This is a genomic window from Halocatena marina (assembly GCF_023276375.1).
Lineage (GTDB): Archaea > Halobacteriota > Halobacteria > Halobacteriales > Haloarculaceae > Halocatena > Halocatena marina.
This window is the reverse complement of record NZ_JALLPK010000001.1, coordinates 2,190,783-2,203,981: the sequence shown is the minus strand read 5'-3', so window position 1 is coordinate 2,203,981 and position 13,199 is coordinate 2,190,783. Positions and strand designations below refer to the sequence as shown.

The following is a 13,199-nucleotide window of genomic DNA, read 5'->3' as shown; positions in this document are numbered from 1 at the left end:
AGTGGATTACATAGTTCGGTCCACACATCCACGTATGGCTATCGTCGCAGAGATCCTCCTCGCAGATCGAACCCTTCCGTTTGTTGACCTTGCGCGTTCGCTTCCAAATGGAAAAATTTCGATTTATAGTTGGCTTCCCCTTGAAGACAAACGGCTTCTCCTTACGGTTCGTATAGATAGCAGTTCACGAGAAGCTTTCGAAAACGGATCAGACGCACAAACAGAGATTGACGACGCGGTAGAAATCGGACCGACTGGTGGAAGATGGTTCTATCAGCTGACCATCCACGATGATTTCAACCTCATAGCTTCACATGACTATGACGAATTCGAAGGCGTGTTAATCGACGCGACAATCACCAGCGAGGGCTTGAGAGAGCAGAAGGTATTCTCTGACTTCGATGCGTTCAGAACGCTCCGGGATCGGTGTGAACTTCACGATATTGCATTCGAGTTACTGACCATCGCTTCCGATCCCGAGAACCCCGGAGAGCGTGATCAATTTGGTCTCACCGATAAACAGTATCGGGCACTTTCAACCGCGTTCGCTCAGGGATACTATGACTCTCCACGCAGATTATCAACACAGGAACTCGCCGACGAGTTTGGAATTTCTGCCGCTGCTGCGTCTGATCTCCTCCGTCGGGCTGAGTTTCAACTCATCAGCCAAACGCTCGGCTCAAAGCAGTACGTCGCCATGTCGACCGAATAGTATATCCCGCATACCACTCGCATGTCAACACAGACCATCGTAGTGAATTTGAGGGGTCGCTCCATCGCGTAATGTGAACAAACTCTCGATTCAACCAACCGAGTAGTGGTAACGAAATTCGCGGTAGCCTAATTGGAAGCATACCGCCGTTTGTCTGGCTACCTACGGCAGAGACTGTGTGGCTGTCGCTTCACCGATCTCAAACGTGATGCCAGTCAGTTTCCCCGAAATGTCCCAGAGCTGCTGTGCCGTTTTGTGGTCGTACGACGTCTCATTGGATACTACTCGGGTGGGACTCCCGCGCATTTCCATGATTCCGCTCGGGCCGAAATAGTGACCTCCGTCGACATCGGTTGCCGTCGATGCATACAGCGTTGGAAGTGCACCATCGGCGGGTGACTGGGCGAACACCGTATTCGCGATTCGTGCGACGGTCCGCCGGACACTAGAGACACCTAACTCGGTGTCACCATCTTGGAGTCCAGTCGCAGACCAGCCGGGATGGGAAGCAACGGCTATCGTATTCGAACCGACTGCGCGAAGCCGACGGTCCAGTTCGTAGGTGAAAAGCAAATTCGCAAGCTTGCTCTGTCCGTAGGCCTCGGTTCGGTTGTACGATTGCTCACGATGAAGATCGTCGAAATCGATATCGCCGTAGTCGTGAGCAACACTGCTCTGTGTGACGATCCGTGTCTCCCCATCTGTCTCGATGAGTTCTTCGAGAAGGAGTCCCGTGAGCGCAAAGTGTCCAAGGTGGTTGACGCCGAACTGAAGTTCAAACCCGTCATCGGTCGTCGAATACGGAGGTACCATGACGCCAGCGTTGTTGACAAGCACGTCGAGCCGATCGAATTCGGATTTGAACTCAGAAGCGAACTGCCGAACGGCTACTTGATTTCTCAGGTCAAGTTCGTGTACCGATAATGATGCATCACTCACCGTCGACTCAATCTTTTGTCGTGTACGGTTCGCCCTTTCGGGACTCCGGCAGGCCACGGCGACGTGGGCACCTTTTTGAGCGAATGCTTTGGTCGTGTCGTATCCAATCCCGCTGTTCGCACCGGTAACGACGACAACATTGCCTGTCTGGTTAGGCATATCGTCTGCTGTCCACCCATTCGATGATGCTGATGGCATTGGTGAGTCGAACGGTATCCAGTGTGGAGAGTGACATGCTTATTGATACGCTTGTTTAAATAGGTGGTACCACATGTTCCCACGCCGTGGTTACTTTCTCATCCAGGTAGATATGTCGTGCAGTAACATCCACTGTGTCCGTCCATCGATTCTTGAGACTTCGCGTGCCTGATGGTGCAAATAGGGTGGCCGCCTGAAGCTCAATTCAGTAATCGCCTTCTATTCTTATTCTCGTATCAGTGTGAACTGTCGTAGGCGGGTTACCTCTTCGCCAATCTCGTCGTATTTTGCGATTACAAACCCTATAGTGATGGTCATGAACCCGAAAAACATTGTTACTGTGATTGGCTCACCCAAAAACACCCAGCCGTTCAGCGCAGCGAAAACTGGAGCCACATACCCGATGAGGTTGATCTGAACGGGACCGATACGATCCAGTAGTGTGAAATAAATGAGATAGCCTCCACCAGCGCCAACAATCGATAGATAACCGAGCGCAGCGAGTGCGACAGGCGACCACGTGACTGACGCCAGCGACTCATTCGGGAGACCAACACTTGCTGCGTGAAGCAAGGCTGCCCCGATGAGCATCATCCACGCTTGCATCGACTGCGCGGGAATCGACGTGCGATATCGCTTAGTAATGACTGCACCGAGCGCAAACGCTCCCGCAGCGAGAAAGACGAACCCGATGCCTCGGATATCTGCGCTGGCGAGCGTTCGTGATGTTGGCTTGACAATAAACGTCGTTCCGAAGACGCCGAGACAGATCCCAACGATCTCATTCCACGAGAGTCGCTCAGTCGTGAGGAGGAGGCTCGAAAAAACAGCTGCAAGCACGGGATCGAGGCTGACGATGATGCTTGCAACTGCGCTTGTCACGTACTGCTGGCCGATGAACAGGAGTGCATGATGTGCGGCGACGAATAGCACTCCACCGACGGAGACCTCAATCCACCCTGATCGGGTCGACGGTCGCCACCTGTCTGTCGACACAATTGCATACCACAGCATGAGCATCCCAGCAATATCGAAGCGAAGAGCCGCGAGTAGGACTGGCGGCACAGCAGAGAGTGCGGCTCGCGTAGCGACAAACGAACTTCCCCAAAGCGCCGCCAGTAGGACGAACAGCCCTGTCGTGCGATACCGACTCATGAAGTGCGGTACTGCTGAGTGGGTTGAAATTCTCGATTCATTATGATATCAAAGCTCTCGTTGCTATAGCGTCGATGTGAATGTCTCGATCTGCTCGAGTGAATAGAAACCATTCAGTGTCCCCAACCGACACTCCGGGACTGTCGGTGTGCTGTTTCTGTCTACGGATCTCACTGTGTTCCAACTGTAGACCGTGACTGACCTTGACCGACATAGCATACATAATTTCCATCAAATAATAAATGAAATCATTGTGTTGAGGGCTATCAACATGGCTACGAACGATTTAGCAATCGTTGTCTGGTAATGTCACTCGGCTTTAGTCAGGGAATACACTATGAAACGGTGCGTGAGGTTCGGCTATGATACAGCGATCGCGATTGTATCTCTCGAACTCATTGCTTTTCTGTGCCGTCCACTGGTCTCTATCCGAGTGTTGGAGTCGGGAAATAGCCACTGATCTCAGTCACAACGTAGCAAGGTTTCTCAATGAGACCGTGATTTTCTTGCCAGTTTTATCATTGTCCTCGCTCAACTATCGAATTATGCCTCGCGTCCAGCTCGCATTCGACGCTGCGGCCCGCTCAGATCCGCTGGCCACAGTATCGACAGAACTGCCCGATACGGAGTTCACGATTCTATCGAGTCATCCGACGGACAACGGGATCCTCGGATTGTTGGAGATCGAGACGCCGAATCCGACTACCGTCATCCAACACTTCGACGACGCATCGGAACTGTCGTACGAGGTGCTACATACTGATACACAGCTCGTTGTCATTCAGTATTTGATCCCGGAAACGGAATCGAATCGGGCTCTCCGCGCGTCGGGTGCTCTACCACAATTCCCTGCTCATCTTCAGGATGGCTGGTTGTCCGCAGAGCACACAGTCACACACGAACAGACATCACATCTTCCGGAGTCGTTGGAAGAAGCTGGTATCCCGTACAGAATTCAGTCGGTAACGCAGTCATACGACCCCAGCGAGCTACTCACAGATCGTCAGTGGGAATTTATCATAAAGGCAGTTGAGCGCGGCTACTACGATACTCCTCGTGGTTGTACGCTTACTGAGCTAGCAGAGACATTCGATGTCAATCCGTCTGCTGCGAGTGGGGTGCTTCACCGGGCCGAAGAAACGATTGTTAAGGAATTCATCGGCGAGTCCGGCCTGAAACCCGAATGAGTTCCCTAATGACCCTCCTCGAATAATCGCGTATCCTGTCGAGACCAGGTCTTCGGTTGTCTGACTCGACGCTCACAATTGCTAGAGAGTAACAAAAACAACCTATCATCTGAACAATCTCACTGTTAGATGAGAGAATACTCTTTGTCATGAATGGCAGACCGTAGCGGTTCACTCAGTTACCGAGTGACCAGTAATCGCGCATTGATAGTTGTCAAATGGGCCTATTAATATCTGATTTTGTAGTGCAAATACTGATCTTTGCTAGCCCCATCAAAGACGATATATGGTGATAACCCACTCCAATCTGGGTACATAATTTGGGATAAGGATACTTATCCCGTTCTATGGGGACAGATTGATGTACCAAAGAAACATGCTCGTATTCATGGGCAGCGACGATGATCGGGTGTCGGTGAAAGTTCACATTCCTCGTTGGCAAAAGGAAAAATGGGTTGCTCACGCAGAGCAGCTTGACATGACACAGAGTGAGTTTCTACGATCGATGGTGCAGGCGGGTCGGCGAGGGTTCGATTTCACCGAATCAGATGCCGATGGGGAGACCGATTCTACGGACGCTACCCCGGGGGTTGACGACCTCGAAATGCGTCTCCTTGATGTCCTTCGTGGGGCAGGATATCTTACTTGGGATGAACTTCTTGCAGGCGTGACTGACGATATTGAGGACCGACTCGAACACACTCTTGATACGCTACAAGAGAAAAACGAAATCAAGTACAGTGGTCGGAACGGTGGATACACTCTGATTGGAGACAGTGACCAATGACGATGAAAGCTGACACGGCAAGCGTAGACGATCCGATTGGATATTTTGTGGACGATCTCACGTACCATGGAAAATCAGAGCGGACCCTCGCTGCATACGAACGAGTTCTTCGACGATTCGAACAATTCCTTCAGGATCGTGGCAAATCTCCGGAAACAGCTGGACAGCGCGACTGTATGGCGTTCGTTCACTCTCTTCGTGGCTCGCACGCTGAGAGCACGATTGCCTCGTATGCATCTTACGTACACCGATTTTATGCATATATGACACAAACCGAAGCGTTCGATGGAAATCCCATGGCCCTCGTGATGGCAGAGATGGATGAGTCTATTAATACGGATCCGACACGGCGCGAAGTGTCTATTCCTAAGATGCGATCGTTCATTGAACGAATCACACATCCACTCGAACGAGCTGTCACGATGACGTTACTGAAAACCGGGTTGCGTGTCGGTGAGTGTTGTAACCTAGACTTGCGTGATCTCAATCTCGGTGCCCCAACCGTCCGCGATGAGTACGGCCGTACTCATAGACCACAGCTTGATGGTCGAACAGGCACAATTTTCGTGGCCAGTGATATCGACCGTGGGGAGACTGTCAACGGCGAAGAGCGGACGGCCTCGAACAAACGAAAGCGGGTAACCGTCATCCCGGTTGATGAAGAACTGAAAGCGACGCTGATCACGTGGCTTGCGATCCGGCCAGATGCACCGTCACCTGCTGATCCGCTGTTCGTCGATACTGGTCGAAAGTGGGGACACCGTCTCGAGCCATCGCAAGTACGGACCTTCGTGCGAAGACACGCAAATCAGATGGGCTGGCACCGTGTTGGTGGTGGGGCAGAAGAAAATGTTACACCGCATTATTTCCGTCACTTCTTTACGACGTATCTCCGTGATCGAACCGGGGATCGAGGAATCGTGAAATACCTTCGTGGCGATGTCGCACAGGATATTATCGATACGTATACCCACGATTGGGGTAACCGTGTTCGGACTGTCTACGAAGCGAACATCTATTCGCTCCGATAACGTGTATTCGTCGACCATCTCTCTAGTGCTCAATAGGTGGTTGCTCTCGATTTTCTTCTCCTTCACTCGTTTTCGATTGTGCGTCCTTGTTGAACTCGGTTTGGGGAACGGGGACCGACCGTATCAAAACGCTAGTTTGAGTATTTGGATGATGGATGCGTGTTGCGTCACGGTTTACTGCACCAATATATTCATACCCGAAAGATAGCTCGAATACGAGCCGCACATCCGTACCTGAAAATGGATCCTTTCGAAAGAGATGGTCACATGATGTACGAAACGTCGTGGTCATTGATTTCACCCGGAGTTGGGTAGCCAATTGAATCGAACGCAGCAATCAGCGGTCTCTGTCACGAAATGCCGGGTGCGCTCACAGGGTCATCTCTTCTCACTCATGTGTCGCTCGAAATAGACTGACGGACTACAAAAGACCATTCAAGAGTATCAGGGAACTGCGGCAGTACGAACACGAGATTCTAGTATTCTCTGAGGGAATTACTCTCTGTGATTAATGTCTATTGTGCATATTCTGTGCAGATGCACAGCCATATACTGTATATGGCTATATCAATACTCGCTACCGCAATCAGACACAGTTTCGGAGACTGGGCTGTTTCAGGGCTGTTTGGGCCTGTTTCACGGAAATGCTTGCAGAAGTCAAGAGTCGACGAATGCGTCAGGTAATCGGTGGCCACGTCCGTCCAGTTTATCCTGCCTCAGATACCAAGCGTGGGATGTTAGTGATCCATCTCTGGAGAATGATCCGCCCCATACGCATCTCGGAACTCCTGAATAAGTTGTCCGGTCTCAGCGTACCACTGATTGAGCATCCGTTGGAGTCTATCCGCTATCTCGTCAGGGTCTGAGACTCGATACACGTAGTGATAGCCTCCCTTCGGACAGCTTTCTTGTTCTTGCACAGCAACTCCTGTTTCTTGGAGCCGTCTGACTGAACGGTACGCGGTCGTCCGTTCCCGGTCAATGAACGCCGCAATTTGATCCACGGTAAGCGGTTCAGAACATTCTGCTAACAGTCTAAAGACACCTCGATCGAGCTCATTCAATCCGAACATACAGTCAAGGAGACCCTCACACTCTCGTTCATCTCGGAGCTGATTTTGTACGGCGTCTGGCATTATTGTCGAGGTTTGGTACTGCTGCTAGATAAAGTTTGCACTTTGAATGCATTCTTTTCGTAGGACCAGAGTAGCCCTGAGAATTTAATGACATCTAGAAGATATATAATTTGAAGAGATGCGGTCGTTTAGGTCCTATCATTGCATTCTATCATAGTGGCTGCCACTTCCGCCGGGAACGACAGTCTTATCTCCAATGTCCTAATTGCATTAGTTATGCAAACAACTGATGACGGTGATTGGGAGTACGACGTTCTCATTATCGGTGGTGGACCTGCGGGCTTGAGTGCAGCCCTCCAGTTAGGGCGCTCGCTCCGCAGCGTTTTGGTCTGCGATAGCGGCTATCCCCGTAACGGTCCAGCGGCTGAAGCCCATGGATATCTAACAAGGGATGGTATCTCGCCGGAGGATCTCCGCCGTCTTGGACGTGAGGAGGTATTGCAATACGGGGGCGAATTCCGAAACACGCGGGTAACGGATGTCTCGAGAGATGACAGTGGATTCATCAGCACCCTTGACTCCGACGAGACCGTCACGAGTCGGACGGTCGTACTAGCAACTGGTGTTAGGGACGACCTTCCAGATACCGAAGGCTTCGAGGAATTGTGGGGGAGTGGCGTACATCACTGTCCTTACTGTCACGGCTACGAAGTTCGTGATGAACCCCTCGGCGTTATCGTCACGAATCAGCACATGGTCGACTACGCGAAGCTCATCTACAATCTGAGTGATGATCTCGTCGTATTCACCGATGGTCAGGACGTCTTCGACGAAGAAACACGGTCGTTGTTCGCCGAGCGAGGAATCGAAATCGAAGACGAACCGATTACCGCACTCAACGGCTCTGGCAACGAGAGTGAACTCGAAAGCATCTCGCTCGCGGATGGCCGCAGCGTAGCTCGCCACGCTCTATTCTATCCCCCACCGATGGAGCAACACAGCGAGCTTCCAGAACGGCTCGGTCTCGAAGTGAATCAGGGTGGACTCATCGATGCAACGCGGTCCCAGCGTGGAATCGGGTTTACGTCGGTCGAGGGTCTTTTCATTGCAGGAGACGCCTCCAGTGGAGCTCCTCCGTCCATACCGTCTGCTGTCGCCGATGGATACGCAGTCGGCACGACCGTCAACATGGAACTGTCAAAAGAAGACTTCGAAAGGAGGTGGTAATAATGGATAAGCGCCTTCAGGACCTCGCCGATCGCTTCTCGCAGATAGCCCACCAGTACGACGACAAACACGGTAGTGAACAGAAGACAATCTACAATGCGTGCGCCTCGCTCGTCGCCGAGCACGCCAACCCTGGGCCCGACGACGTTGTCCTCGACCTCGGAACGGGGACAGGTCTAATTGCACTCGCGCTGGCCGGAAACGCCGGCCACGTCGTCGGTCGCGACATCAGTGACGGAATGATAGAGCAGGCGCGGTCGAAGGCCACCGATAGAGGTCTCGAGAACGTGGAGTTCGGCTTTGGCCAGTTCCGTGACCCGCACTACGACGGTGAGGTGGACATCGTCGTTTCGAATTTCGCCTTGCACCATCTTCCTGACGAGGAAAAGCGCGAGGCTATCGAAGTTATTGCCGATCTCGGCCCGCGTCGGTTCGTCCTCGGTGACGCGATGTTCTTCGGATCGTCTGATCCTGAAGAACCGCTATTTGGCCATGGCGTTGATGCTGCTACCGTTGGAGAACTCGTCGACGTACTCACCGACGCCGAATTCGTGGTCACAGCAGTCGAGCGCGTACACGACCAAGTGGGTGTCCTTGTCGCCGAACGGGCCAGTGATAATGCGGAAAGAGACACTCTCCCCACAGAGTCCATATCCGAGTAGGGCGTTCTGTGAATGGTCTGATCAAATACGCTCACATTGATGGGGTGATCGAAAGTATCAACGATCAAAATACAATCAAAACACCACAGATATAGAATAATAATATTTATATTAATTCACATCTCATCTGGATACATGGATTTGTCCCCACAATTTCGTCTTGGGTTATACGCGGCCAGTGTCGGACTGTTCGTCATTGGAATTGCGATGACTGGCTTTGCTGCATACGGAGAGATTGATTCGACATCGTACATGATCCAGGTTGACCAAGTTGGCACCTCCACGGATGCATCGCAAGTTTCGTATTCCAGTCTCACATCAAAAGAAAAAGCTGTCTTTGATCGGGTGAAGGGTGGTGGAGCCGCTCCTGTTGAAGGGACTGCACTCACTACGTTTGCCAATCACGCTGTCCAGTACAAGGGTGATGTCTATACGTTTGAATGGACTTATGATCCAACAACGTTGACACTGATCCCGTTTGGATTCGGAGTTAGCATAGCTATTGCTGGTGGTGCTCTGTTCTTCCTGACACAGTTCATTGTGAAACGAAAGCTGGAGACATCAAATGTCCCGGCTTGAGGATAGGAACTACAGAGCGTAACTCTATACCCATTCTTTTCGATCCCGCCGGTGGTCAGCGTACTCGCGCTGATGGAGCGATCATTGGTGTCTGCATCCCACGTTGTATTATAGTCATACGGAGCTGCCGAAGCTACACGACGTGGCTGGACGAGAGCTTACAGAGTGCTTGATTGGCATCCACCAGACGTTGGTTGTTACATCTCTGAGAGTGCCGGTAACTTCTCACACTCCACTGGGTTCGAGTATTTCATCGAACGACCAGAACCGTAGAAGACTGGCTTATGTATAATCGATAACTGTAGCCATCGCAGTCTCTGGATCACCTGTCGGAGAGAACTCACAGCCGACGAAGCCGGAGTAACTGGCCTCATCGAGAGCGTCGAACACATTCTCGTAATTCACCTCGCCAGTCCCCGGTTCGTGCCGTCCTGGTACATCCGCAATGTGGACGTGCCCGATCAGTTCGATATTTTCTGTAATCGTTGCGATGACATTACCCTCCGTGATCTGCTGGTGGTACACGTCGTACAGGAGCGCTACGCTTTCGGAGTCTACTGCCTCGATGATCTCGAATCCTTCGCCAGCGGTCTGCAAGTAGTATCCTGGATGATCGACTGCTGTGTTCAACGGTTCGAGAGCAAGTGTTACCCCGCTCTCCTCGGCTGCTGGAGCGACCCGGGAGAGAACATCGACGATATTCTCGTGTTGGGTCTTGCGGTCCAATCCCTCCTGATCGGGACCGGTCGTCGCAATGAGCGTCGAACAACCGAGATCTGCAGCGGTATCAATTGACTCACGGATGGTCGCTGTCGCCTCGTCAGCGGCGTCTGGGTCAGTGAGAACCCCACCAGCCGTGCATCCGACGATACGCACATCCGTTTCATCTGCTGCGGTCTCGATCGCATCGAGGTCTTTTCCCCGCCAATCCCAGAATTCAACGGCTTCAACGCCAGCATCGGCAGCACGATGGATTCGTTCGTGGAAGGGCTCATCATCGTAAACCATCTCGATACAGACAGAGAGCTGAACCATCACTCCTCACTCCTCGGTTGCGGCGTCAGATCGCCTGTGTTCACCATCGCTTCGAGCGGGTTATCGTCGATCTCTAACGGAAGATCCACCCTCGCACGCTGGCGCGAGGACTCCCACGCGGCGAAGATGAGTTCGGTCGCGTTCAGTGCGTTTTCTGCACCGAGTTCTGGCTGTTCTCCTTCGCGCAAGCAACGGATGTTCTCTGCGATAGCGCGGTCAACGAACTCCCAGCTGTGGAGACCGTCGTCGGTCTCAATCGTCTCCCACCCATGACCGTCTCGACGAATCTGCAGTGCGGGGGGATTTTCGCTGTCGTCGTCTCTGGGTCCGACCACAATCTCTCCTTCGGTCCCTACGAGGCGGTTGTGGCACGCGACTGCGCTCGCAGGGCCGCCAGTGCCGGTGCTGTCCGACGTGCCGATCCCGTGGACACCGTTCTCGTACTCCCAATGGACGATCGCCTGATTCTCGTTGTGTGTACCAAACAGAATATTCTCTTCGGAGTAGTCGACCTGACCGAACACCCACTCTCCGGGCGTCTCGTCGTTGAAATAGTTGCACAAGTCGAACGAGTGGCTCCCATAGTCGAAGATGCCAACCGGTGCCGCGAACTCCACACGATGGAGATCACCGATTTCACCGGCGTCGAGGAGTTCCTTTGCGGTTCGGACCGCATCACTGAATCGCCGTTGATGATTAAATGTGAGCTGAACATCGTGGCGCAGTGCCTCTTGGGTCATCAATTTCGCCCCACCGTACGTGTCGGCCATCGGCTTTTCACAGTGGATCGCCTCGACTCCACCACTTCGGATGCAGTCGAGAACGATATTATCATGAATTGCTGGTGGAACACAGACGGAGACGATATCTGGTTCGACTACATCGAGCATCTCGGTGTAGTCTTCGAAGACGTTCTCGTCGTCGAGACCAAATTCGGTGGCGAACGCGTTGGCGTTCTCAGGGACGATGTCTGCACACGCTATCAGATTGCACTCGTCTTGCTTTTCGTAGCCAGTCGCGTGATGATACGCCATCGCGTAGCCATCACGTCCTGGATTCTCTGGCTCGGTCCCGGTACCGATTACGGCAACAGTATAGACCATCCCTTAACCAGTTTATGAGTAGTCACAAAACGTTTCCTGAAACGGCAACTGATACTATGCTGACAATAATATAGCATTGCTTGCTGGTTGGAACGAGCAAGTGTCTTTCATTCCCGAGATCGATCGGTAGAGTATGACTCGATGTTTTCGGCTCGGACTTGTGCTCTGATGTGCTGTTCGCCTTGTAAAACTACTCGAACGTCACTCCCATCTTCATCAGTGAGCTCCACCGAGTGGACGTTCCGCTTTGTGCTTCGAAAATCGTTCGAACCGTGTGTTTGATCAATTACAGATAGATGGCCTCTACTGTCTGTGATATTGAAATAATTTCAGAGGCAGTCAGCATCCGACCAAACACCGAAAGACACCGCTTCAGACGTTGTTCTGGACGTACTGGCTGTAGTCGATTCCCGCTTCGGCTGTTTTGGTCTTGATGGATTTTCCTGTTTCGACATCGAAAAGGTACAGATCCGCTTCTTCGAAGTCGAAATCAACTTCTGTGCCCTCAGACGGTTGTACCTCGCTCTCAACACGAGCCGTCAGATCGATATCGCCTATCTGAGCATAGAGGAAGTTTTCGTTGCCCATATGCTCGACGACTGTAACGACACTCGGCATGCTCCCATTGGAGGCGAGTTGCATGTCTTCTGGCCGTACGCCGACGCGTACAGTGTTTGTGTCCTCGACTGGCGAACGATCGGAAAGCGTATACACGAACTCTCCGGGTCCAAGCAAGGTGTCTCCGTCCACTTCCGCGGTGAACAGATTGATACTCGGACTCCCAATAAACCCGGCAACGAACTCGTTGGCCGGTGATCGGTAGACCTCGTTGGCTGTTCCAACTTGCTGGAGTCTCCCCTTATCGAGAATCGCAATCCGGTCTCCCATTGCCATTGCCTCAACCTGATCGTGGGTCACGTAGGCGGTCGTGACGTCGAGTTCTTGTTGGAGTTCCTGAAGCTCTGTCCGCATTTTCGACCGGAGTTTCGCATCGAGATTGGAAAGCGGCTCATCCATCAAGAAAACTTCAGGATCACGAATGATTGCACGACCAAGCGCAACCCGCTGTTGCTGTCCTCCTGAGAGCTCTTTTGGCTTGTCCGCGAGAAGATCTTCAATACCGAGAAGGCGTGCAACCGAATCGACTTTTTCGTCGATTTCGTCGCTCGATTGTTTCGTCGAGAGTCGAAGCGGGAATCCTAAATTACCTCTCACAGACATGTGTGGGTAGAGTGCGTAGTTCTGGAACACCATTGCGACGTTTCGCTCTCGCGCACGCCTTTCAGTCACGTCCGTCCCATTGAACTCGATGCTCCCGTCTGTGGCGTCTTCGAGTCCTGCGATACACCGTAGTGTCGTCGTCTTTCCACAGCCGGACGGTCCGACGAAGACCAAGAATTCCCCATCCTCAATAGTGAGGTCGAGGTCTTCGACTGCAACGATCTGTTCGTTTTCGTCGCCGTATTCTTTGCGGAGTTTCGTAATATCGATTGTAGCCATTATAATCA

13 protein-coding genes are annotated in these 13,199 nt (G+C 52.2%); 7 read left to right on the top strand and 6 right to left on the bottom strand.

Annotation, left to right across the window (positions count from 1 at the left end; genetic code table 11):
* Nucleotides 1-34 precede the first annotated feature (34 nt).
* A complete protein-coding gene (locus tag MW898_RS09920) occupies nt 35-712 on the top strand; it encodes a helix-turn-helix domain-containing protein (RefSeq protein WP_248906799.1) in 678 nt (225 codons plus the stop codon).
* Nucleotides 713-874: 162 nt separating this feature from the next.
* Here the strand turns inward: MW898_RS09920 and MW898_RS09915 are convergent, their stop codons facing one another.
* Nucleotides 875-1,849, bottom strand: coding sequence for an oxidoreductase (locus tag MW898_RS09915; protein ID WP_277999778.1), 975 nt, complete (start codon nt 1,847-1,849; stop codon nt 875-877).
* Between the two features lie 225 nt (nt 1,850-2,074).
* Nucleotides 2,075-3,004 (bottom strand): DMT family transporter, encoded by a 930-nt coding sequence (locus MW898_RS09910; protein WP_248906795.1) that lies wholly within the window; start codon nt 3,002-3,004, stop codon nt 2,075-2,077.
* Nucleotides 3,005-3,549: 545 nt separating this feature from the next.
* On the opposite strand from MW898_RS09910, the gene MW898_RS09905 reads away from it, so the two are divergent.
* The 3 genes from MW898_RS09905 (at nt 3,550) to MW898_RS09895 (ending at nt 6,009) form a co-directional block, all read left to right on the top strand.
* Entirely contained in the window at nt 3,550-4,191 is a 642-nt protein-coding gene (locus MW898_RS09905; RefSeq protein ID WP_248906793.1) for a helix-turn-helix domain-containing protein, read from the top strand.
* A 388-nt stretch (nt 4,192-4,579) separates the two neighbouring features.
* Nucleotides 4,580-4,978, top strand: coding sequence for a DUF5805 domain-containing protein (locus tag MW898_RS09900; protein WP_248906791.1), 399 nt, complete (start codon nt 4,580-4,582; stop codon nt 4,976-4,978).
* A 2-nt stretch (nt 4,979-4,980) separates the two neighbouring features.
* The gene (locus tag MW898_RS09895) at nt 4,981-6,009 is read left to right on the top strand and encodes a tyrosine-type recombinase/integrase (protein ID WP_248909743.1); all 1,029 of its coding nucleotides are present in this window, start codon (nt 4,981-4,983) and stop codon (nt 6,007-6,009) included.
* Nucleotides 6,010-6,746: 737 nt separating this feature from the next.
* Here the strand turns inward: MW898_RS09895 and MW898_RS09890 are convergent.
* A complete protein-coding gene (locus MW898_RS09890; RefSeq protein ID WP_248906789.1) occupies nt 6,747-7,145 on the bottom strand; it encodes a helix-turn-helix domain-containing protein in 399 nt (132 codons plus the stop codon).
* A gap of 216 nt (nt 7,146-7,361) precedes the next feature.
* Between MW898_RS09890 and MW898_RS09885 the strand changes: the two genes are divergently transcribed.
* The 3 genes from MW898_RS09885 to MW898_RS09875 all read left to right on the top strand — a co-directional run bounded on the left by MW898_RS09885 (nt 7,362) and on the right by MW898_RS09875 (nt 9,553).
* Nucleotides 7,362-8,312 (top strand): NAD(P)/FAD-dependent oxidoreductase, encoded by a 951-nt coding sequence (locus tag MW898_RS09885; RefSeq protein ID WP_248906787.1) that lies wholly within the window; start codon nt 7,362-7,364, stop codon nt 8,310-8,312.
* A 2-nt stretch (nt 8,313-8,314) separates the two neighbouring features.
* Nucleotides 8,315-8,974, top strand: coding sequence for a class I SAM-dependent methyltransferase (locus tag MW898_RS09880; RefSeq protein ID WP_248906785.1), 660 nt, complete (start codon nt 8,315-8,317; stop codon nt 8,972-8,974).
* Between the two features lie 135 nt (nt 8,975-9,109).
* Nucleotides 9,110-9,553 carry a DUF7979 domain-containing protein gene (locus tag MW898_RS09875; protein ID WP_248906784.1) on the top strand — a complete coding sequence of 148 codons (444 nt, stop codon included), beginning with the start codon at nt 9,110-9,112 and terminating at the stop codon, nt 9,551-9,553.
* 282 nt (nt 9,554-9,835) lie between these two features.
* On the opposite strand, the gene MW898_RS09870 is transcribed toward MW898_RS09875, so the two are convergent.
* From MW898_RS09870 to MW898_RS09860, 3 genes are all read right to left on the bottom strand, one after another.
* Nucleotides 9,836-10,588, bottom strand: a complete 753-nt coding sequence (locus tag MW898_RS09870; protein WP_264383040.1) for a hydroxypyruvate isomerase family protein — start codon at nt 10,586-10,588, stop codon at nt 9,836-9,838.
* Nucleotides 10,588-11,691, bottom strand: coding sequence for a Gfo/Idh/MocA family protein (locus MW898_RS09865; protein ID WP_248906780.1), 1,104 nt, complete (start codon nt 11,689-11,691; stop codon nt 10,588-10,590). Before MW898_RS09865 ends, MW898_RS09870 begins: the two co-directional genes overlap by 1 nt.
* Nucleotides 11,692-12,063: 372 nt before the next feature.
* Nucleotides 12,064-13,191 (bottom strand): ABC transporter ATP-binding protein, encoded by a 1,128-nt coding sequence (locus tag MW898_RS09860; protein ID WP_248906778.1) that lies wholly within the window; start codon nt 13,189-13,191, stop codon nt 12,064-12,066.
* Nucleotides 13,192-13,199: the final 8 nt, after the last annotated feature.

Bases quoted from the DNA above. Each gene is read 5' to 3' on its own strand.
- MW898_RS09920 (WP_248906799.1), top strand. From the start codon at position 35: ATGGCTATCGTCGCAGAGATCCTCCTCGCAGATCGAACCCTTCCGTTT.
- MW898_RS09915 (WP_277999778.1), bottom strand. From the start codon at position 1,849: ATGCCATCAGCATCATCGAATGGGTGGACAGCAGACGATATGCCTAAC.
- MW898_RS09910 (WP_248906795.1), bottom strand. From the start codon at position 3,004: ATGAGTCGGTATCGCACGACAGGGCTGTTCGTCCTACTGGCGGCGCTT.
- MW898_RS09905 (WP_248906793.1), top strand. From the start codon at position 3,550: ATGCCTCGCGTCCAGCTCGCATTCGACGCTGCGGCCCGCTCAGATCCG.
- MW898_RS09900 (WP_248906791.1), top strand. From the start codon at position 4,580: ATGGGCAGCGACGATGATCGGGTGTCGGTGAAAGTTCACATTCCTCGT.
- MW898_RS09895 (WP_248909743.1), top strand. From the start codon at position 4,981: ATGAAAGCTGACACGGCAAGCGTAGACGATCCGATTGGATATTTTGTG.
- MW898_RS09890 (WP_248906789.1), bottom strand. From the start codon at position 7,145: ATGCCAGACGCCGTACAAAATCAGCTCCGAGATGAACGAGAGTGTGAG.
- MW898_RS09885 (WP_248906787.1), top strand. From the start codon at position 7,362: ATGCAAACAACTGATGACGGTGATTGGGAGTACGACGTTCTCATTATC.
- MW898_RS09880 (WP_248906785.1), top strand. From the start codon at position 8,315: ATGGATAAGCGCCTTCAGGACCTCGCCGATCGCTTCTCGCAGATAGCC.
- MW898_RS09875 (WP_248906784.1), top strand. From the start codon at position 9,110: ATGGATTTGTCCCCACAATTTCGTCTTGGGTTATACGCGGCCAGTGTC.
- MW898_RS09870 (WP_264383040.1), bottom strand. From the start codon at position 10,588: ATGGTTCAGCTCTCTGTCTGTATCGAGATGGTTTACGATGATGAGCCC.
- MW898_RS09865 (WP_248906780.1), bottom strand. From the start codon at position 11,691: ATGGTCTATACTGTTGCCGTAATCGGTACCGGGACCGAGCCAGAGAAT.
- MW898_RS09860 (WP_248906778.1), bottom strand. From the start codon at position 13,191: ATGGCTACAATCGATATTACGAAACTCCGCAAAGAATACGGCGACGAA.